Annotated in this window: 18 protein-coding genes; 8 read left to right on the top strand and 10 right to left on the bottom strand. The window is 72.7% G+C overall.

Features of this window, described 5'->3' with window-relative positions:
• Nucleotides 1-98: 98 nt before the first annotated feature.
• Together ACTVAJ_RS24910 and ACTVAJ_RS24905 are read right to left on the bottom strand one after the other, a co-directional pair.
• Nucleotides 99-1,490: a hypothetical protein gene (locus tag ACTVAJ_RS24910; protein ID WP_470390688.1), complete on the bottom strand. Its 1,392-nt coding sequence runs from the start codon at nucleotides 1,488-1,490 to the stop codon at nucleotides 99-101.
• 67 nt (nucleotides 1,491-1,557) lie between these two features.
• Nucleotides 1,558-2,667: an alcohol dehydrogenase catalytic domain-containing protein gene (locus tag ACTVAJ_RS24905; protein ID WP_470390687.1), complete on the bottom strand. Its 1,110-nt coding sequence runs from the start codon at nucleotides 2,665-2,667 to the stop codon at nucleotides 1,558-1,560.
• A gap of 163 nt (nucleotides 2,668-2,830) precedes the next feature.
• On the opposite strand from ACTVAJ_RS24905, the gene ACTVAJ_RS24900 reads away from it, so the two are divergent.
• The 4 genes from ACTVAJ_RS24900 (at nucleotide 2,831) to ACTVAJ_RS24885 (ending at nucleotide 7,070) form a co-directional block, all read left to right on the top strand.
• Nucleotides 2,831-4,537: a helix-turn-helix domain-containing protein gene (locus ACTVAJ_RS24900; protein ID WP_470390686.1), complete on the top strand. Its 1,707-nt coding sequence runs from the start codon at nucleotides 2,831-2,833 to the stop codon at nucleotides 4,535-4,537.
• 294 nt (nucleotides 4,538-4,831) lie between these two features.
• The gene (locus ACTVAJ_RS24895; protein WP_470390685.1) at nucleotides 4,832-5,395 is read left to right on the top strand and encodes a hypothetical protein; all 564 of its coding nucleotides are present in this window, start codon (nucleotides 4,832-4,834) and stop codon (nucleotides 5,393-5,395) included.
• A gap of 210 nt (nucleotides 5,396-5,605) precedes the next feature.
• Nucleotides 5,606-6,400: a sigma 54 modulation/S30EA ribosomal C-terminal domain-containing protein gene (locus ACTVAJ_RS24890; RefSeq protein WP_470390684.1), complete on the top strand. Its 795-nt coding sequence runs from the start codon at nucleotides 5,606-5,608 to the stop codon at nucleotides 6,398-6,400.
• Nucleotides 6,401-6,416: 16 nt separating this feature from the next.
• A complete protein-coding gene (locus tag ACTVAJ_RS24885) occupies nucleotides 6,417-7,070 on the top strand; it encodes a phosphoribosyltransferase (protein ID WP_470390683.1) in 654 nt (217 codons plus the stop codon).
• A gap of 42 nt (nucleotides 7,071-7,112) precedes the next feature.
• Here ACTVAJ_RS24885 and ACTVAJ_RS24880 read toward each other — a convergent pair whose 3' ends face one another.
• Together ACTVAJ_RS24880 and ACTVAJ_RS24875 are read right to left on the bottom strand one after the other, a co-directional pair.
• Nucleotides 7,113-8,363, bottom strand: coding sequence for a serine hydrolase domain-containing protein (locus tag ACTVAJ_RS24880; RefSeq protein ID WP_470390682.1), 1,251 nt, complete (start codon nucleotides 8,361-8,363; stop codon nucleotides 7,113-7,115).
• Between the two features lie 266 nt (nucleotides 8,364-8,629).
• Nucleotides 8,630-9,136 (bottom strand): carboxymuconolactone decarboxylase family protein, encoded by a 507-nt coding sequence (locus ACTVAJ_RS24875; RefSeq protein WP_470390681.1) that lies wholly within the window; start codon nucleotides 9,134-9,136, stop codon nucleotides 8,630-8,632.
• Between the two features lie 60 nt (nucleotides 9,137-9,196).
• On the opposite strand from ACTVAJ_RS24875, the gene sigJ reads away from it, so the two are divergent.
• From sigJ to ACTVAJ_RS24860, 3 genes are all read left to right on the top strand, one after another.
• Entirely contained in the window at nucleotides 9,197-10,174 is a 978-nt protein-coding gene (sigJ, locus tag ACTVAJ_RS24870) for an RNA polymerase sigma factor SigJ (protein WP_470390680.1), read from the top strand.
• Nucleotides 10,175-10,225: 51 nt separating this feature from the next.
• A complete protein-coding gene (locus ACTVAJ_RS24865; RefSeq protein ID WP_470390679.1) occupies nucleotides 10,226-10,735 on the top strand; it encodes a hypothetical protein in 510 nt (169 codons plus the stop codon).
• 245 nt (nucleotides 10,736-10,980) lie between these two features.
• Complete coding sequence (locus ACTVAJ_RS24860) at nucleotides 10,981-11,661, top strand: GntR family transcriptional regulator (protein ID WP_470390678.1); 681 nt, start codon at nucleotides 10,981-10,983, stop codon at nucleotides 11,659-11,661.
• Nucleotides 11,662-11,827: 166 nt separating this feature from the next.
• Here the strand turns inward: ACTVAJ_RS24860 and ACTVAJ_RS24855 are convergent, their stop codons facing one another.
• Complete coding sequence (locus ACTVAJ_RS24855; protein ID WP_470390677.1) at nucleotides 11,828-12,424, bottom strand: TetR/AcrR family transcriptional regulator; 597 nt, start codon at nucleotides 12,422-12,424, stop codon at nucleotides 11,828-11,830.
• Between the two features lie 174 nt (nucleotides 12,425-12,598).
• Between ACTVAJ_RS24855 and ACTVAJ_RS24850 the strand changes: the two genes are divergently transcribed.
• The gene (locus ACTVAJ_RS24850) at nucleotides 12,599-13,549 is read left to right on the top strand and encodes an alpha/beta hydrolase family protein (RefSeq protein WP_470390676.1); all 951 of its coding nucleotides are present in this window, start codon (nucleotides 12,599-12,601) and stop codon (nucleotides 13,547-13,549) included.
• A gap of 250 nt (nucleotides 13,550-13,799) precedes the next feature.
• On the opposite strand, the gene ACTVAJ_RS24845 is transcribed toward ACTVAJ_RS24850, so the two are convergent.
• From ACTVAJ_RS24845 to ACTVAJ_RS24825, 5 genes are all read right to left on the bottom strand, one after another.
• Nucleotides 13,800-14,828 (bottom strand): MBL fold metallo-hydrolase, encoded by a 1,029-nt coding sequence (locus tag ACTVAJ_RS24845; RefSeq protein WP_470390675.1) that lies wholly within the window; start codon nucleotides 14,826-14,828, stop codon nucleotides 13,800-13,802.
• 210 nt (nucleotides 14,829-15,038) lie between these two features.
• Complete coding sequence (locus tag ACTVAJ_RS24840) at nucleotides 15,039-16,034, bottom strand: alcohol dehydrogenase catalytic domain-containing protein (RefSeq protein ID WP_470390674.1); 996 nt, start codon at nucleotides 16,032-16,034, stop codon at nucleotides 15,039-15,041.
• On the bottom strand, nucleotides 16,034-16,927 hold the full coding sequence (locus tag ACTVAJ_RS24835; RefSeq protein ID WP_470390673.1) for a carbohydrate ABC transporter permease: 894 nt from the start codon (nucleotides 16,925-16,927) through the stop codon (nucleotides 16,034-16,036). The genes ACTVAJ_RS24840 and ACTVAJ_RS24835 overlap by 1 nt, the downstream gene beginning before the upstream one ends.
• Nucleotides 16,924-17,844: a carbohydrate ABC transporter permease gene (locus ACTVAJ_RS24830; RefSeq protein ID WP_470390672.1), complete on the bottom strand. Its 921-nt coding sequence runs from the start codon at nucleotides 17,842-17,844 to the stop codon at nucleotides 16,924-16,926. Before ACTVAJ_RS24830 ends, ACTVAJ_RS24835 begins: the two co-directional genes overlap by 4 nt.
• Nucleotides 17,845-17,889: 45 nt before the next feature.
• A complete protein-coding gene (locus ACTVAJ_RS24825; RefSeq protein WP_470390671.1) occupies nucleotides 17,890-19,251 on the bottom strand; it encodes an ABC transporter substrate-binding protein in 1,362 nt (453 codons plus the stop codon).
• Nucleotides 19,252-19,283 lie beyond the last annotated feature (32 nt).

Raw genomic sequence — 19,283 nt, 5'->3', positions numbered from 1 at the left:
CGGCGCGCGGGCCGCGCGCGGACGCCGCGGGGCCGGGAGCCGCTGGTCCGTCCGACCGGAGGGCAGGGGCCCGTCCACGTGTGGACGGGCCCCTCCGGTCAGTCCCGGAGCGCGGTGTCGGCGGACCTCCCGCCGTGGGCGATCACGCCGTCGTCCTCACCGGAGAGGAACCGGCGCCCGTACACGAGCAGGCAGAGGACGATGCCCACGGCGAAGCCCCAGGCGGCGCCGTTCAGCGCCAGGACGGCGCCGGTGACACCGGCGATGCCCAGGTCGGTCCTGCTGCGCGCCTCGAGGATGCCGACCTTGACGCTCACGAACCCCTGGATGATGAGCGTCAGGGCGAGGGCCACGCCGAGGACGGGTTCGACGAGCGAGACGATCGGCAGCAGCCACAGGCCGGTGTTGGTGCCCCAGCGGAACGAGCCGGCGCCGCCGAAGATCGACTGCATGGCGTCGCGGCCCTTCTTGTACCGCTCGGAGATGGCCACGTGCATCGCCGCCCACAGGGGGCCGCACATGGTGACGTCCGGACCGATGACGCCCATGACGGCGTTGCGTGCGCCGAAGATGATGTGCGCGCGGTTGGGGTTGTAGCGCACCCTCTCGTCGGTGCGGACCTCGGCTGCCTCGTCCAGGACGGCGCGCGCCTGCAGCACGTCGCCGAAGACCACGATGTAGGCCGCGGCCACGGTGGGGATCGCGGTGAGCAGGGTCGTCGCCGGGGGAAGGCCGACGCCGAAGACGGTGTACTCCGTCCACAGGGTCACGAAGTCGGGTCTGGCCAGCCCCCACTCCAGGGTGGGCCACGGCGCCTCGCCGAAGAGCGGCGCGACCACGACGGCGAGCAGGATGCACGGCAGGATGCCGAGACTGCCGATCAGGCGCAGCACCCTGCTGCGTTTCTGGGCCTGGGCGAAGCCCTTGGAGTACAGCAGGACGAAGGCCAGGCCGACGGCGATCGAGATGGTCCACGGGAAGGTCTCGAACCGGCCCCCCTCGGCGAAGACGCTCTGGACCGCGGCGAACCCGGCCCCCACGACGATGCCCGCGCGCAGCGCGTTGGGGATGAAGCGGACCACCTTCGCGGCCAGACCGGTCACCCCCAGGGTGATCGACAGTGCCGCGAGCACGAGTTGGAAGGCGACCAGCGCCTGGACCCGTTCGGGGCCCTCCGGGAACTGCTGGCAGTACACCATCAGCAGCGGGATGGCCGGTGTGATCCAGCCGGGCACGACAGGGTCGCCCAACAGGTGGTGGACGAGGTAGAGGAGCCCGTTGAGGACGACGACGGCGAGCGCCGCCTCGAACGGCATCCCGAGGAGTTCGGTCAGCAGGGGGATCGCGGCCAGGTCGACCGCGCACATGACCAGGCCCTGGGTGTAGTCCTGCCACTGGAGCCGGTAGTGCACGAAGGGCAGGCGGACGTCGAAGGGGCCCATCTTCCAGTGCGGTGAGGCCGCGTCCGGCCGGGCGGGGGTCTGACTCATGGAGAAGGTGCTTTCGTGTTCCCCGGGCACGGGGGTGCCCGGGTCGGTGTCTACTCGGAAGGCCGGGTCACTCGTCGAAGACGATGACCTGGCGGACGGCCCTGCCCTCGGCGAGCTCGTCCATGGCCTCGTTGATCTCGTCCAGTCGGATCCGGCGGGTGATCAGGTGCTCCACGGGCAGTCGGCCCTCGCGCCACCACCGGGCGAACCTGGGAATGTCGCGCGCGGGCACGGCCGAGCCCAGGTAGGACCCGATGACGGTGCGCGCCTCGGCGGTCATCGTGAGCGGTGAGAGCCGGGCCAGGGCGGTCGGTCCCGGCAGCCCCACGGTCACGGTGCGCCCGCCCGGGGCCGTGGCGGCGAACGCGGTCTCCAGGGCGCGCGGGTGCCCGGCGCACTCGATGGCGTGGGAGGCCCTGACACCCAGTGCGGCGACCTCGTCGGGGGTGTAGGCGTGCGAGGCGCCCAGCTCCCGCGCCAGCTCCAGTTTCTCGGGGAGCGTGTCGACGGCGACGACGTCTCCGGACCCCTGCGCCACCGCGGCCAGCAGCGCGGCCATCCCGACACCTCCCAGGCCCACGACCATGACGCTCTCGCCCGCCTCGGCCCGCACCGCGTTGAGCAGCGCGCCCCCGCCGGTGAGCACGGCGCAGCCGAGCACCGCCGCGATCTCGGGCGGTACGTCGTCATCGACGGGGACCAGGGAGGCGCGGTCGACGACGGCGTGGGTGGCGAAACCGGAGACCCCCAGGTGGTGGTGGACGGTCGCGCCGTCACGGGTGAGGTGGGACGAACCGTGCAGCAGCCTGCCCTCCTCGTTGGCCGCGCCACCGGGCCGGCAGGGCAGTCGGCCGCCGGTCCGGCAACCGTCGCACTCGCCGCAGCGCGGCAGGAAGGTCATCACCACGCGACGGCCGACGGCGACGTCGGTCACCTCCGGACCGACGGCCTCGACCCGCCCCGCGGCCTCGTGGCCGAGCAGCATCGGGACCGGGCGGACGCGGTTGCCGTCCAGCACCGACAGGTCGGAGTGGCACACGCCGGCCGCCTCGATCCGCACCCGGACCTCGGTCGGTCCGGGCTCGGCGAGCTCCACCCGGGTGACGCTGATGGGGGTCGACTCCGCGTAGGGGCGCTGGCATCCGATCCGCTCCAGCACCGCCCCAGTGATCTGCACCGTCGTCCGTCCTTCCTTGTCGGACCGCGCTCTCGGCGGCCGGTCGTGGGAACCGGTCATGCACCACCACATGGCGCCTGACCAGGCAACTTTCCGAAACTTAACCCGCAGGTGATGTGAGACACGATGTTCGGGTGACCACTGGTCGGCCTAGGCTGTGTGCATGGTGAACACTCTGGGGCGCTCGCGGGAGGACCTGCTGAGAGTCCTCCTCGACACGGCCACCGACCTCACCGCCCTACGCGACGTGGAGGCCGTGCTCCAGGCGATCGTGCGCCGCACGCGCGCGATCGTCGGCGCGGACATGGCCTACATCAGCCTCAACGACCCCGAACGCGGCGACACCTACATCCGCCAGTCCGACGGCGTCACCACGCCCGCCTACCGGGCCCTGCGCATGCCGCTCGGTGTGGGGGTGCTGGGTCAGGTGGCCACCGGCCTGGCGCCCTTCCAGACCTGCGCGTACCTGGACGACGCGTCGGTCGTCCACGACCCCGAGGTGGACGAGATCGTGCGGGCCGAGGCGGTCGAGACGATCATGGGCGCGCCGCTCACCGTGGCGGGCCGGGTGATCGGCGCGCTCATCGTGGCCGAGCGCCGGTCCCGCCGGTTCGAGCCGGAGGAGGTCAGCTGCGTGGAGTCGATCGCCAAACAGGCGGCGGTCGCGATCGACAACTCGCTGCGCTTCGAGGAGATGGCCCGCCGGACCGAACTGCTCAACATGGAGCACCGGCGCAGCGCCGCCGAGCTGCAGTTGGCCACCCGGATGCTGGAACTCGACCGCAGGCTCCTGGACGCGGTGATGGTCTCCCCGGACGTCAGGCGCGTCCTCACCATCGGTCGCGGGGCGCTCGACGACGACCTGTACCTGCGGGACGCCTCGGGCGGGCTGCTCGCCGCGACCGCGGACCCGGCCACGGCGGGCGCGGTCCCCGAGCCCGGCACCACCGTCGCCATCACCGCGGCGGCCGAGACTCTCGGCACCGTGCACACGGGTTCGGTCCTGGACCCCGACGGCCGGGCGCTGCTGGAGAGGGTCGCGGTGCACGCCGCCCTCGCCCTGCTCTTCGCACGCGCCGAGGAGGACGCCGACCTGCGGGGGCAGTACGAGCTGATCGACGTCCTGCTCTCCGGTACCGACCTCCCGCACGACCGGCTGGAGCGGCGGATGCGCAGGTGGGGCCTACGCTCCGACGACCGCCTGTGGTGCGTGGCCCTGGACGTGCCCCCCGCGGACGCGCGGCGGTGCCAGCAGGTGCTGCGACCGGTGGTCGGGCGGGCCGTGATGACCGTGCACTCCGACCACCTGTGCCTGATCACCGCCTCGCCCAGGTGGGAGGGGGCGCTGCGCGAGGCGTTCGCGAGCCGCGGCTGGCCGCTGCGGGCGGGGGCCTCCGGCCCGGTCGCGGCACCGCGGGACCTGCCCGACGCGCACCGGCGGGCGTCACTCGCCCTCGGATCGCTCATCACCCTCGACCAGGTCGGCGTGCTCGACGGCGACCGCCTGGGCATGGTCCACGCGCTCCTGGACCTGGCCCGCACCGGCGGCCTGCCCAGGTCGCTCACCAGTGCCATCGACCCGCTGCTGGCCTACGACGACGAGCGGGGCACCGACCTGGCCCGTACCGCCTTCCACTACCTGGAGACCGACGGCAGCGTCGCGCGGGTCGCCGAGCTGCTGCACCTGCACCGCAACACCGTGCGGCAGCGGCTCACCCGGATCGGTGTCGTGCTCGGCCCGGGGTGGGACGCCTCCCCGCGCCGCCTGGAGACGCACCTGGCGCTGCACGTGCGCGACGCCCAGGTCGGTCTGCGACGTCCCGGGGCCGTCCCGTCGGCCGGCGGGACGGCCCCGGCGAACACGATCTAGCCGTGCGCGACCTCCCTGACGACGCGCGCAGGAGGCGGGCAGGTCCCCGGGGGCGCGGCTCGTGGTCACGCCCCGGTCGGTGGCCACCTCCGCCTTGCCCCGGTCCACGAAGCCGCGCGCGAAACGCATGGCGGCACGGTTCCCGCGCAGGTGGTCCGGGTTGACGGTGCCGCCCGTGTCCCCCCTCGGCTCGCCCCGAGGACACCGCGACCGTACGCGGCGCCACACGGGCGGCCCCACCCTCCGGCGGTCTCCTCACGCCAGCGCGGACCCGACCGGCGCTAGGGTCGTGGCATGGGCGCGCTCGAGTTCCAACTGGTCCTGCTGCGCAGGATGGCCGACTTCCAGCCGGATCTGGTCGAGGAGGCGGTGCGCCAACTCGGCGCCACCGCGACCGGGATGCGCGAGGCCAACCGGCGCTGGCAGGCCATGGCGCGGGGCGGGCGCGGGGCCGGCGGCGCGGTCCGCCGGTTCACCGCGGTCCTCGGCCCCGCCCCGTCCCGGCGCGACATCACCGTGGGCGGCATGTCGTGCGAGGCCCGCCAGTGGCCGGTGTCGCTCTGGCCGGACCTGCGCTTGGAGGTGGTCACCGCCCCCGGCGGCGCCCTGGTCCAGGAGTGGCTCGTGCGCGCCCCGCGGGTACCGGCGCCCCCGTTGCGCGGTGTCGACGACCTCCGGCCCTGGTCGTTCGTCATCGACGACGTCGCCCGCGCGCTGCCCTCGACACCGTTGGAGGGCACCGCGCCCTCGCGCTGGCGGCTGCTGCTCACCGACTCCGCCGGCGGCCGTCACCTCGCCGACTTCACCTGGGGCCTGTTGCAGGAGGTCACACCCGTCACGCCGGCCGACCGGCCCTGACCGCGCCCTGCCGAGGGGCGCCGGCCCGGCGTGCGGGCGCACCGGCGACGGCCCGACGGTCGTGGAACCGGTGTTGCGTGCCGGTCTCCCCGGGCCGGAGGGACCTTCGCCCCTGCCTCCGGGGTCCACCGCCCCCGGTCAGGAGAGCCCGCGTACCCCAAGCTGGGAAGAGTAGGGGGTCTACCCCTTGGAGACCAGGCAGGGGCTGTCATGAACCGGCCGACGACGTGGGCCGCCCCCGAGGTGGCCGTGGAACACCGGGGAGCGGTGCCGCGCGACTCCGCCGACCACGCCCGCTCGACGGTCGCAGCGGTGTTCGGGCGCGCGCCCGAACCGGTGCTCTTCGCCCGCGTGAGACTGACCATGGCCGCCGATCCGGCGGTGGCGCGCCCGGCGGTCGCCCAGGCCAACCTGGACGTCAACGGCCGCCCGGTGCGAGCGCAGGTGGCGGCGGCGACCATGCGTGAGGCCGTCGACCTGCTGCACGACCGGTTGCTGGCCCGGCTCGACCGGGTCGGGCGGCACTGGGAGGCCCGACGCGGGGGCCGGCCGGCGGCGGGACCGCACGAGTGGCGGCACGGCGCCGAGCCCACCCACCGCCCGGACCACTACCCGCGTCCGGCGGAGGAACGGGAGGTGATCCGGCACAAGTCGTTCACGCTGGCCGCGGAGACCCCCGACGAGGCGGCCTTCGACATGGAGGCGCTGGACTACGGCTTCCTGCTGTTCACCGACGCCGAGACCGGGCAGGACAGCGTCATCTACCACGCGGACGAGGGGTACCGGCTGGCCCAGGTGGACCCGCGCCCCGGCCGCGACGGCACGACCGCCGTCCCCCTGACGGTCAGCCCGCACCCCCCGCCGCGCATGGGCGTTCGGGAGGCGATCGACCGGTTGGAGACCACCGGACTGCCGTTCGTCTTCTTCCTCGACGCCCGGACCGGACGGGGCAACGTGCTCTACCACCGCTACGACGGCCACTACGGTCTGATCACCCCCGCATAGCCCCGGGGAGGACACGATGACGGAGTTTCGGGACCGCGTCGACGCCGGGCGGCGCCTGGCCGAGCGACTAGGCGAGCTGCTGGGCGACGAGGACGTCGTCGTGCTGGGGCTGCCACGCGGCGGCGTGCCCGTCGCCTTCGAGGTCGCCCGGCGGCTGCGCGCGCCGCTGGACGTGATCGTGATCCGCAAACTGGGCGTCCCCCACCAGCCCGAACTGGCCATGGGCGCGATCGGCGAGGGCGGCGTGCGGGTCGTCAACGACCCGATCATCCGCATGGCGAGCGTCAGCGAGGCGGAAATGGACGGGGTGCGGCGTCGCGAGCAGGCGGAGCTGGACGCGCGGGTGGAACGGTTCCGCCGCGGCCGGTCCCGGGTTGCGCTGACCGGCCGGACGGTCGTCCTGGTCGACGACGGCGTGGCCACCGGCGCGACCGCCCGGGCCGCGTGCCAGGTGGCCCGGGCCCAGGGCGCCGACCGGGTGGTGCTCGCGGTGCCCGTCGGCTCCCCCGACTCGATCGCGGACCTGCGCCGGGTGGCCGACGAGGTGGTGTGCGTCCAGGAGCCCGAGGTGTTCCGCGCCGTCGGTGAGTGGTACCAGGAGTTCTCCCAGACCTCGGACGAGGAGGTGGTCGGGCTCCTGGAGCGCGCCGCCCGGGCCGACCGCGGTTGAGTTCGCCGGCGGAGGCGGTGCGGCGGACCAGGGCCCCGCGGGTCAGAAGTAGAGCGGCGTGAGGTCCTCGGTGGGCCAGGTCCCGACCTGGTTCACCGCGGTCCACAGGTTCGGGTCGATCTCGCCCCAGTTCAGGTCGTCGCCCTCCTTGCGCTGGTTGAACAGCGCCACGACGGTGTAGCCGTTGCTGCGCGCGAGGAAGGTGTAGGTGCCCGGCATGCTCCCGTAGTGCCACGTGTTCTGGCCGTTGCCGGTGGGGCGCACGGACCAGCCCAGGCCGTAGTGGGTCGCGCCCCCGCCGATCTCGGGCGCCGCGAACGCCGTGGTGATGGATGCGGGCGTCAGTACCCCGGCCGCCTCGGGGGTGTCGTAGACGGTGCAGAACCGGGCGAGGTCGGCGGCCGAGGCCACCCACCCCCCGTTGCCGAGCTGGATCTCCAGGTTGAACCCGCCGTAGGGGTAGGGGACCCGGGCTCCCGAGGGGTCGACCGCGGAGGTCACCGTGTACTTCGAGTTGTACTCGACCTCGCCCTCCTGGTCGGCGGCCAGCGACCGTCCGGCGCGCATCCGCGCGATGTCCACCGCGCCGAGGATGTCGGAGACGACGTAGTCCTCGTAGCTCACGCCCGTGACCCGGGCGATCACCCGGGAGATCAGCAGGTACCCGTAGTTGCTGTAGGCGTAACGGGTCCCGGGCGCGTGGTCCAGCTCCATCCCGCTCGTGTGGGAGACGACCTCGTCCTCACCGAGCGGCAGCTCCCAACCCCGCTCACGGGAGATCCGGATGGTGCTCCACAGCGGGTCGTAGGACAGGTTCCGGTCCCATCCGCCGAGGTGTTGCAGCGCACGCCGGACGGTGACCTGGGCCAGGCGCGGGTCCGCCGCCTCCCCCGGCGGCGGCGCGAGGTCGATGAGGTCGGCCAGCGGCGCGTCCAGGTCCAGGACCCCCTCCTGGACGAGCCGCATGACGGCTGTGCCCGCGATGGGCTTGCTCAGGCTCGCGATGCGGAAGACGTCGGTGGGCCGGGTGGTCGCGACGGTGTCGTCGCCCCACGTGTAGCCGCGTGCCAGGGTCAGCCTGCCGTTCCTCGCCACGGCGAGCGAACCCGCGGTGATCCCGCGCGCCCGCATGTAGTCGCGCATGACGTCGTCGAAGTGGGCGAGCGGGGCGACGTCCTCGCCGGTGACCCGCCAGGTGCGTTCGGCGGCACGGGCCCGTGCCGCCGGACCGGCCACGCCCACGGCCGCCATTCCCGCCGTACCGGCCAGTCCGAGCATTCCGCGTCGGGACATGTCGAACGGGGAACCGGGATGCGCGGGGGAAACGGAGCGGGAAAGGGCACGGTGAAACACGAAACCTCCGGGGAAAAACACGGATACCGCTGATGACGTGCGAAAGAGAGGGAGCGTCAAACCTTGTGCTGCTCTTTGCCGCAGGAAACGCACCGTACCCGGGTTCCACTGCGGCGGCAAACACGAAAGAAAGGGGGTCGCATTCTTTTCCGCACCCGCGCTCAGGACGAGGCACCCGTGCCGTCCTCGTCCTGAGCGGTCGAATGCTATTCGCTGTAGTTCTGCCCGAGGGGTCTACCCGGGGTCGGCCTGGCGATGAGGGCGACGGGGACGAAGAAGCAGATCTGGCTGATCGCCAGGATGAGCGTCCACAGCTCCCTGTCGTCGTAGTGTGCCGACGCCCTGGCGTACAGCTCGTCGGGGACGCGCTCCCCGGAGGGGTTCGGCGTGAGGACGGCCTCCACGAGCTCCAGCGCGATCCGTTCCGCGCCGGTGAAGAAAGGGGCGTCCCACCACGACGCCACGGCGGCGATCCGTTCCTCGGCCTCCCCCGCCTCGCGGAGGAGGCCGGTCTGCCGCACGGCGTGGTAGGTGCTGCCGACGATCTGCCCGGCGCGGAGCTGCACCAGGGTGACGGTGGTCTGCGGCACCGGACCGTTCCGGACGGCCTGGGAGATCACCCCGGCGACGCGCGGCAGCTCGGGGAGGAACCGCGCGGGGTCGGGCATACGTGACCGGAGTTCGTCCCGGTCGGTCGTCGTGGTCGTGGTCATGGTGAGGTGTTCTCCTGTCGGTCCCGACGGCGGCCCGGGGCGGAGGGGAGCCGAGGACCCGTGAACAACCCGGCAGAACCAGGAAACGGCCCGCTCGACCCGGGCCTGGGCGCGATCATGGGCGAACGGCGTCAGCTCGTCGGTCTCGCGTACCGGCTCCTCGGTTCCCTGGCCGAGGCCGAGGACGTCGTACAGGAGGCCTACGCCCGCTGGTACGCCATGTCCGCGCGGCAGCGGGAGGCCGTCACGTCCCCCGGCGCCTGGCTGACCAGGGTCGCCAGCCGCATCTGCCTCGACCTTCTCCGGTCGGCACGGGCCCGGCGGGAACGTTACGTGGGCGCATGGATCCCCGAACCGCTGCCCGGACACGCCGGGTGGGTCAGCGGACGGTGGGGTGGCGCGGAGGACGATCCGGCGGACCGGGTCACACTCGACGAGTCGATCCGCATGGCCTTCCTCGTCGCGCTGGAATCGATGACCCCGGCCGAGCGCGTGGCGCTCATCCTGCACGACGTCTTCCACTACTCCTTCGCCGAGGTGGCCGAGATCGTCGGCCGCACACCGGCGGCATGCCGCCAACTGGCCTCCTCGGCCCGCCGTCGGCTCCGGTCATGGCGGGAACCCGCGGCTCCGGCGGCCCGGAGCGCCGACATCGTCAGGGACTTCGGGCGGGCGTGGGAGGCCAAGGACATCAGGGCCCTCATCGGCCTCCTGGACCCCGACGCCACGATGACCGCCGACGGAGGCGGCCTGGTCCGTGCCGTGCTCCGCCCGCTCCAGGGGAGCGGGCCGATCGTCCGCCACATGGTCGGCGTCGCCGCCCGGGTCGAGCACCTGGCCATCCTGGAGTGCACGGTCAACGGCCAGCCCGGCCTCATGGTCCGGACGGACGGCGTCGCCTCGACGGTGGCGGCCTTCGACGTCGAGGGCGACAGGATCCGGCGTATCTGGGCGGTGCGCAACCCCGAGAAGCTCCGGCCGTGGAGGGTGACCGACCGCTCTCGCCCGGATGTCCCCCGAAGGGGTCTACATTCATGAGAAAAGGCGTGAACCGGTCACGCGGCGAGCGGGACCAGGAGGGCGGAGACGGTGCGCATACGGGGCACGACGACGGTACTGGGCCCGCGGGCCGCAGCTCTGCTCCTGGTCGGCGCCGTCACGGGCTGTGCCTCGGTGATCGGCCCGGGAGGGGTCTGCACGGAGATCGGCGTCCCGGTGGGCGTGGCACTGGACGTCGCACCCTCGGACGCCGCGGGAGCGCGGTCCGCGAACGTGGAGGTGTGCTGGGACGGGCGGTGCGGTGACTCCGAGATCGAGCTGTCGGAGTCGACCGAGAGCGTCGGCGAGGGCTGTGAGGACGGGGTCTGCGGCGCGCGGTCCGTTCCCGCCCCGGGTCTGCACGGCTTCGCGTTCGTCGACGGACTTCCGGCCGAGCCCGTGGAGGTGACGGTGGCGCTCCTGGGGGAGGACGGCGGGGCGCTCCTCACCGGCACGGCCACCGTCACCCCCCAGATGCTGGAGGCCAACGGTCCGGGCTGCGGGGAGGGCGGACCGCAGGCGGGGGTGGTCGTGGAGGAGGGCATCCTCCGCCAGAGGTGACCGAGGCGGCCGGCGTCCGCCCCCGCTTGTTCGGCGCGGTGGTCGAGCCCGCGCCGAACGGCCTCCACCCGCCCCTCGGCGGCGGACCGGGGGCGCGGACGGCACCATCGACACGCTCGCCTGTGGAACGGCCGGGGGCGGAGCGCATGAAAGGACGTGACCAGCACGGGATCCCCACGGGTACACGCGGCAGCAGCGATATCATATGGAGAACTTCATATGAAAACGAGAATCGGTGATGTGGCATGACAACCGTGGGCAGCAAGGCACGCGGCCTCCCGGAGGAGGTCGCCGCCTATGTTCGGGAGCTCATCCTCTCGGGCAAGGCCCGTCCCGGAGAGTTCCTGCGACTCGAGCCGATCGCCGAGGCCGTGGGCGTCAGCAACACGCCGGTTCGCGAGGGGCTCCTCGCGCTGCGCAGCGAGGGCTTCGTCAAGCTGGTTCCCCGGCGGGGCTTCATGGTCGAGACCTTCACGGCCGAGGACGTCCACGACATCTTCTGGGCCCAGGCCAAGCTGGCGGGCGAGCTCGCGGCCCGCGCCGCGAAGCGCATCACCCCCGAGGAGATCACCCGTCTGGAGGAGATCCTCGACGACTACGAGAAGGCCGTCGGGGTCGGTGACGAGGAGCGGATCGGGGCCCTGGGCCACGCGTTCCACCGCCAGGTCAACCTGGCCGCGCGATCCCACCGCCTGGCGCTGATCCTGGGTTCGATCGTTCAGCACCTGCCCAACCGCTTCTACGCGACGGTCGAGAGCCACGTCGAGGCCACCCGCGACGACCACCGCAGGATCATCGAGGCGCTGCGCTCGGGCAACGCGCGGGAGGCCCGCAAGCTGGTCGAGGGCCACCTCCAGGAGAGCACCAAGCACCTGGTCGATCTCCTGCGGCGGCGCGGCCTCTGGGAGGACCAGGAGTCCGCCTGACCGGTCGCCCGGCAGCGGACCGGGGCGGTGGGTGCCACGCGGCCTCCGGGGCTGGCGGGGGTGACCGCCATGTTCGGGCCCGCGGTCGGATGCCGGGGCCCAGAGAATAAACTACGCGGTCTGCACTGGGGCGAGAACGCGGGCGGGTTCGACTCGCGCGACCGGATCAGGACGGCTCCGGCCGCCGCAGCCCCCGGAGCAGCAGGTCGACCAACCGGCGGGGGTCGTAGCGGGGGTCGCCCTCGTGCCCGATGCAGAGGTTGCCGATGCCGCGCATCAGCTCGTAGGCCCGCGCGCCGGTCCCGATCTCACCGGCGTCGACCGCGGCGTCGAGCAGGCCCGCGCAGACGGGCACCAGGCGGTCGAGGAAGTAGGCGTGCAGCGCGTCGAAGCCGCCGCCGTCCGATCCCAGCGCGTTGGCGAGCCCGTGCTTGGTGACCAGGAAGTCGACGAAGAGGTCGACCCACCCGCGGAGCGCCGCGAACGGGGAGTCGGCGTCGGCGAGCAGACGCGGGCCCGCCTGCGCGCACTCCTCGACCTGGTGGCGGTAGACGGCGACGACCAGGTCCGCCCGGGTCGGGAAGTGGCGGTAGATCGTCCCCATCCCGACACCCGCCCTGGCCGCGATCTCGCGGATGGGCGCGTCGACGCCGGAGGTGACGAAGACCGCCGCCGCCGCGGCGAGTAGTTTCTGCTGGTTGCGGCGCGCGTCGGCCCGCTTGCCCCGGACGGGCGCCTCCCCGGACTGGTTCGGACCGGACACCACGTTCTCCTCCCACCTCCGACACAGCGGAACACTACTCCGTTTACAAAGCGGAGCAGTGTTCCGTATATTAAGCGGAACATCGCTCCGCTTATTGGACCGATGCGCGCTCCGCCCCACCCGCCGCACGCCGCCGTGAACGGTGGCGGAAACCGTCGAAGGGAACCACGCCCCATGCGTGAACCGACCTACACAGCCGGCTCCCCCGCGCCCGTCCTCTCGGTCGGCCCGGTGGTGCTCCCGGTGCCCGGACGAGCCGTCGACCTGGAGGTACGGGTCTCGGCGCCCGTGACGGGCAGCGGCCTGCCGGTCGTCCTGCTCTCCCACGGGCAGGGGCCCTCGCACCACCTCTCCTCGCTGAACGGCTACGCGCCGCTCGCCCACCACTGGGCGGCGCACGGGTGCGTCGTCATCCAACCCACCCACCTGAGTTCGCGAAGCCTGGACCTGCCCCCCGACACCCCCGGGGCGCCCCTGTTCTGGCGGTCGCGGGCCGAGGACATGACACGCGTCATCGACCGGCTCGGCGCGATCGAGACCGCGGTCCCGCAGCTCCGCGGACGCGTGGACCGGGACAGGGTCGCCGTGGCCGGGCACTCGATGGGCGGGCACACCGCGAGCCTGCTCCTGGGCGCGCGGCTCACCGACCCCGACGACGGAACGGAGGTGAACCTGGCCGACCCCCGGATCAGGGCGGGCGTGCTGCTCGCCGCGCCCGGCAGGGGCGGCGACGCCGTCACCGGGTTCGTGGCCGAGAACTACTCCTTCCTCCTGACCACGGACTTCTCCACGATGACCGCGCCCGCGCTCGTGGTCGCCGGTGACAAGGACGCCTCGGCCCACCTGACGGTCCGGGGCCCGGAGTGGCACACCGACCCGTACTTCCTGGCGCCGGGCCCCAAGTCCCTGCTCACCCTGTTCGGCGCCGAGCACGGGCTCGGCGGGGTCTCCGGATACGACGTCGCCGAGACCACGGACGAGAACCCCGAGCGCGTGGCCGAGGTCCAGCGGCTCACCTCGGCCTACCTCCGCTCCGCGCTCCGCCCCGGGGACACCGGCTGGCGGGAGGCGTGCGACGCTCTGGCCACCGCAGCCCACCCGCTCGGACGCGTCGAGTCCAAGTAGGTCCCCGTGTCCGGGCACCGTCGGCCGAGACGGGGCCCGGACACGGCGAACAGCCCGGCGGGCACGCTGAGGCCCGCCGCGTGGACGCCATCCGGACCGCCGCGGTGGAGGACGGACAGGGGGCGGCCACGGCGTCCGCCCCGGGAGCCGGACCGACGGGGCCTCGGCGTCGACGGCGATCCCCGTCTCGCGCTCCCCGCGGACCGCGGGGGCGGGGCGTGTGCCGCGATCCTCACGCGCAGCCGCGGCGTCAGCACGCGCGTGCGTACCGGTGCACCGTGTCGGCCGTCTCGACGGCGGCCCGCCCCCGCATGACGAGAACGTCCAGGTGGGCCACGGTCTCGTTGACCGCGAGCATCCGGTTGACCGCGTCCAGCCCGTCGAAGGGCACCGCGCGGCGGGTCCAGGTGAGGCCGCGGGCCACGGTGAACGCGTCGTGCGCGCCCTCCCCCAGGACCGCGAGGGTCGCGCGCAGCCGGACCTCGTGGTGCGCGAGCAGCTCGGCGACCCTGGTGTGCGCGCTGTCGGTGACCGGACCGTGCGCGGGCAGCAGCCGGGCGTCGCCGTACCCGGCCATCAGGTGCAGCGAGTCCAGGAAGTCGGCCAGCGGCCGCCCCCCGGGATCGGCCGGTTCGAAACCGACGGACGGCGTGATGTGCGGCAGGATGTGGTCACCGGAGAACATCAGACCGCGCCGTTCGTCCAGGTAGACGACGTGTCCCCGGGTGTGGCCCGGGGTGGGGACGACCCGGAGTCCACCGCCCGGAAAGCGCAGCGTCTCCGCGCCCAGCCAGCGGTCCGGGGCCTCCCAGTCACGGGGGTCGTAGCCGTCGGAGTAGATCGGCCGGACCTCGTCGGCCAGTGCGGCCGCCCCCGCCTGGCGCAGGGTACGGAGCAGGAAGGGCAGTCCGCCGCGCCGTTCGTTGAGCAGTTCGAGGCCGCGGCGCTCCCCGGCTCCGAGGTGGACCCGGCAGCCCAGCGACCGGCGCAGATCCACCGCGTGGGTGTAGTGGTCGCGGTGGACGTGCGTGACCAGGATGTCGCGGATCTCGGCGAGGTCGCGGCCGATGGCCGCCAGGCCCTCCTCCAGGGCCCGGCGCGCCCCGGGAAGGGCCCATCCGCTGTCGATCATGACGAGACCGCCGCCCTCGGCCAGGTCCTCCAGCACATAGACGTTCACGGCGCGCAGGGCGTCGCTGGGCAGCGGCAGGGGAATCCGGTGCACCCCCGGGCGGAGTGTCTCCACCCCGGGCTCGGCCCACGCCCTTCGGTCGACCATGGCTGTTCCCTCACTGGTGATGCGCGGTGCGCGCTGGGGCGGCGGCCCCTCCCCATGGCGCGACCCCTCTCCGAAGACGATCAGAAGCACAAAAAATAAAATATCTTATCGGTGGTCCGCAGGCAAGCCACGCCGGAGACGGAGGTCGGCCCGGCCGAGGCCCCGCCCGCACCCGCTGAGGACGGCCGCGGGCGGGGCGGGACCGCGCTGCTACGCGCGCGGGTCGATCTGGAGCTTGCGGCCCCGACCGGCCCGGAAGGCGTCGACGGCGGCGCCGTACTCCTTCAGGGCGAAGGTGTCGGTGACCATGGCGTCGGCGTCGACCACCCCCTTGGCCATGATGTCGACCGCCCGGCCGTAGCTGTGCAGGACGGCCATGCTCCCGACCACGGTGATCTCGTCGTTGTAGACGCGGAACGGCGAGAACGTGGCGGTCGCCTCGGCCGGGGCGACCCCGAAGACCTGGAAGGTGCCGCCCTTCGCCACCCGGGTCAGGCCGTCCTCGATCGCGGCGACCACGCCGGTGCAGTCGATGACGACCTCCCACTCGCGGCGGTCGAGCTCGTCCGGGCCGGTGCCCACCGCGTCCGCGGCCAGGCGCGCGGCGACCGCCAGCCGGTCGGTGTTGGGGTCCACCACGGACACGCTGGCCGCACCGGCCGAGCGTGCGAGCTGGGCCATGAGCAGGCCCATGGTGCCCGCGCCGTAGACGAGGTAGTGCTCCCCGACGCGTCCCGGGAGCAGGTCGAAGCCGTGCACGGCGCACGAGAGCGGCTCCACCAGGGCGCCGTGGGCGAAGGGCATGGCGTCGGGCATGCGGTAGCAGGAGGCGGCGGGGGCCGTCGCGAACTCCGCGGCGGCCCCCGGCCCGGTGACGCCGATGGCGTTCCAGTTCGCGCACAGGTTGCCGCGGCCCACCGCGCACTTGGCGCACTCCCCGCAGAACAGGGAGGGGTCGACCGCGACACGGTCGTCCACGGACAGCTCGGTGACCTGCGATCCCACGGCGACCACCGTCCCGGCGAACTCGTGGCCCGGGATGATCGGGTACGGGGTGGGGGCGAACTCCCCGTCGAGGATGTGCAGGTCGGTGCCGCACACACCGACCGCCGCGGGCGCCACGACGACCTCGCGGGGGCCGGGGGACGGGTCCTCGACCCGCTCGACGGCGTAGGTTCCGGGTTCACTGATGACGAGTGCGCGCATTACTTGATGGCTCCCAGGGAGAGGCCGCGGACCAGCCAGCGTTGGGCGGTCCATCCGGCGATGATCACGGGCAGGGCCGCCATGGTGGAGGCGGCCGACAGGCGGGCCCAGAACAGTCCCTCGCCGCTGATGAAGCCGACGAGGAACACGGGCACGGTGGAGGCCTGCGAGGCGGTCAGGTTGACGGCGAAGAAGAACTCGTTCCAGGCGAAGATGAAGCAGATCAGGGCGGTGGCGGCCAGGCCCGGAGCGATCATCGGCAGGATGACGCTGCGCATCTCCCGGATGCGTCCGGCGCCGTCCATGCGCGCGGCCTCCAGCACCTCCTCGGGCAGTTCGACCAGGAAGGAGCGGATCATCCACACGGCGATGGGCATGTTCATCGCCGTGTAGACCAGGGTCAGGGTCCGCACGTCGTCCAGGACGCCGAGGTCGCGGGCGATGACGTACAGCGGCAGGATCATCGCCACCGGCGGCAGGAGTTTGGTGGACAGGAAGAAGAACAGCGAGTCGCGCCACTTGGGGATGCGCACCAGCGAGAGCGCGTAGGCCGCGGGCACCGCGAGGACGATGGCCAGGGCCGTGGACAGCAGCGACGCCTGCAGCGAGTTGAGCAGGTAGGGGACGAAGTCGCGGCCCAGGACGGCCGCGTACTGGTCGAGCGTCGGCTGGAACCACAGGGTGGGCGGGTCGGTGGAGGCCTGCGACTCCTGTTTGAACCCGGTGAGGAACATCCAGAGCACCGGGAAGAACATCAGCACGCCCAGGATCCACGCGGGCAGGCCCGCGCCGATGCGGAACCGGCGCCGTCGGCGGGGTCGCGGGGCGGGCCGCCGGGCGGGAGCCGGGGCCCGTCCGGTGCTGGGAGTGCCCGTACCGGTCAGGGTCGTCACGACTCCTCCTCGAACAGGTGGGAGACCACGCGCAGCACGAGCGTGCCGACGGCGAGGGTGGCCGCGACCACGATGACCCCCGCGGCCGCCGCCTCGCCGACCTCGAAGGCGCGGAACGCCTGGAGGTAGATGAAGTAGGGGAGGTTGGTGGTCGACTGGCCGGGACCGCCCTGGGTGATCATGTAGATCGCGTCGAAGGTCTGGACGATGTAGATGGTGCCGAGCAGCAGCGCCAACTCCAGGAAGCGCCGCAGGTGCGGGAAGGTGATGCGGCGGAAGGTGGCCAGCGGCCCGGCTCCGTCGACCTTGGCCGCCTCCAGGACCTCCGGCGGCTGGCTCTGCAGTCCCGCGAGCAGGATGAGCATCATGAACGGGGTCCACTGCCAGGTCAGCACGAGGATGACGGACAGCAGCGGGAAGTCGTTCACCCAGTCGGCCCGCACCCCGAGCGGGGACAGCGCCCAGTTCAGCAGACCGTAGACCGGGTGGTACATGGACGTCTTCCACAGCAGCGCGGCGGCGACGGGCATGACCAGGAACGGGGTGATGATCAGGGTCCGCACGATCCCGCGTCCGGGGAAGGCCCGGTCGAGCAGGAGGGCCAGCCCCAGCCCCAGCACGAGGGAGAGCAGGACGGCACCGACGGTGAGCAGGACGGTGTTCAGGACGGCGTTGCGGAACAGCGCGTCGCCGAGGACGGCACCGTAGTTGGACAGTCCGGTGAACCCGCCGGAGTCCGGACGCAGCAGGTTGGCGTCCTGGAAGCTGTAGTAGACGGTGAACAGGAACGGGATCTGCGTCATCGCGATGACGAACAGCAGTCCGGGCAGGAGCGGGCCCCTCCTGGCCCAGATCCCGGTCCGGGTGGAACCGGGCGGCCCGCCGCGCACCGTGTCCGGCGTGGTCTGAGCGGTCATGGTCGGTCCTCGCGGGTGTGGTGTTCGGGTCGGTGTGCGTGGGGGTCAGTCGCGGTAGCCGCCGGACTCGGCGGTCTCCTGCGCGTACTCCTGGGCCTTGCGCAGCGCCTCCTCCACGCTCTGCTGCCCGGCGATGGCCGCGGAGATCTCCTGGGAGACGCGGGTGCCCAGGTCCTGGAACTCGGGGATCGCCACGTACTGCACGCCGGTCCACGGCTGCGGGTGCAGGCCCGGCTGCTGCACGTCGACGTTCTCGATGGCGTCGAACGTGGGGCCGGCGAAGGCCGCGGCCGCCTCCTGGTACTCGGGGATCTCGTAGGTGGAGGTGCGGGCCCCCGGCGGAACGCGCTCCCAGCCCAGTTCCTCCCCGACCAACCGGTGGTACTCCCTGGACGTCGCCCAGGAGACGAACTCCCAGGCCGCCTCGGGGTCGGTGGAGGTGGCGGGGATGGACAGCGCCCAGGCCCACAGCCATCCGGCGTGGTCGGTCTCGGCGACCGGGGCGGCCACATAGCCGATGTCGCCGACGACGCTGCTGGACTCGGGGTCCTCCAGATTGCCGGCCGCGACCGTGGAGTCGTAGAACATCGCGGCGTCGCCCTGGGCCATGGTGGTGAGGCACTCGGTGAACCCGGCGTTGGGCGCTCCGGGCTGGCCGTACTCGGTCACCAGGTCGACGTAGGTCCGGACGGCCTCCTCGACCTCGGGAGAGTCCAGGTGGGCGTTCCACTCCTCGTCGTACCACCGGCCGCCGTGGGTGAGGATCACCGTGTTGAGCGGGGCCAGGAGCTCGCCCCAGCCGGGAACGCCGCGCAGGCAGATGCCCGCCGTGCCGTCGTCGGGGTCGTCGAGTTCGGCGGCGAACCCGGCCACCTGCTCCCAGGTGGGGTTCTCGGGCATCTCCAGGCCGGCCTCCTCGAACAGGTCCTGCCGGTACATCAGGAAGGACGACTCCCCGTAGAAGGGCGCTCCGTACATCTGGTCGTCGAAGGACAGTGCGGAGCGGACGGTGGGGATGATGTCCCCGACGTCGTAGGCGGGGTCGCCGGCGTAGTCCTCGAGGCTGAGGATCCAGTCGTTCTCCGCCCAGATGGGGACCTCGTAGGTGCCGATGGTGACGACGTCGTACTGGCCGCTCTGGGTGGCGATGTCCTGGGTGACGCGGTCGCGGAGCTGGTTCTCCGGCAGGACCACGAACTCCACCGTGATGTCGTCGTGTTCCTCGTTGAACGCGCCGATGAGGGACTCGATGTCCTCCATCTGGGGGTTGGCGACCGTCGCCACGGTCACCACGCGCTCCGCGCCGGAGGCGTCGCCTCCCGCCCCGGCGCAGGCGGTGGCCGTCAGTGCGAGTACGGCGGTCGCCGCCGCCAGGGGCAGGCCCCGAGGCGGGGTGCGTTCCGACATGTCTTCCTCCCGGGGGACGGGCGGTCGGGTCC

The sequence above is a fragment of the Nocardiopsis sp. KDC1DS13DA1 genome (assembly GCF_055632325.1).
This window is presented reverse-complemented; position numbering and strand designations above follow the sequence as displayed.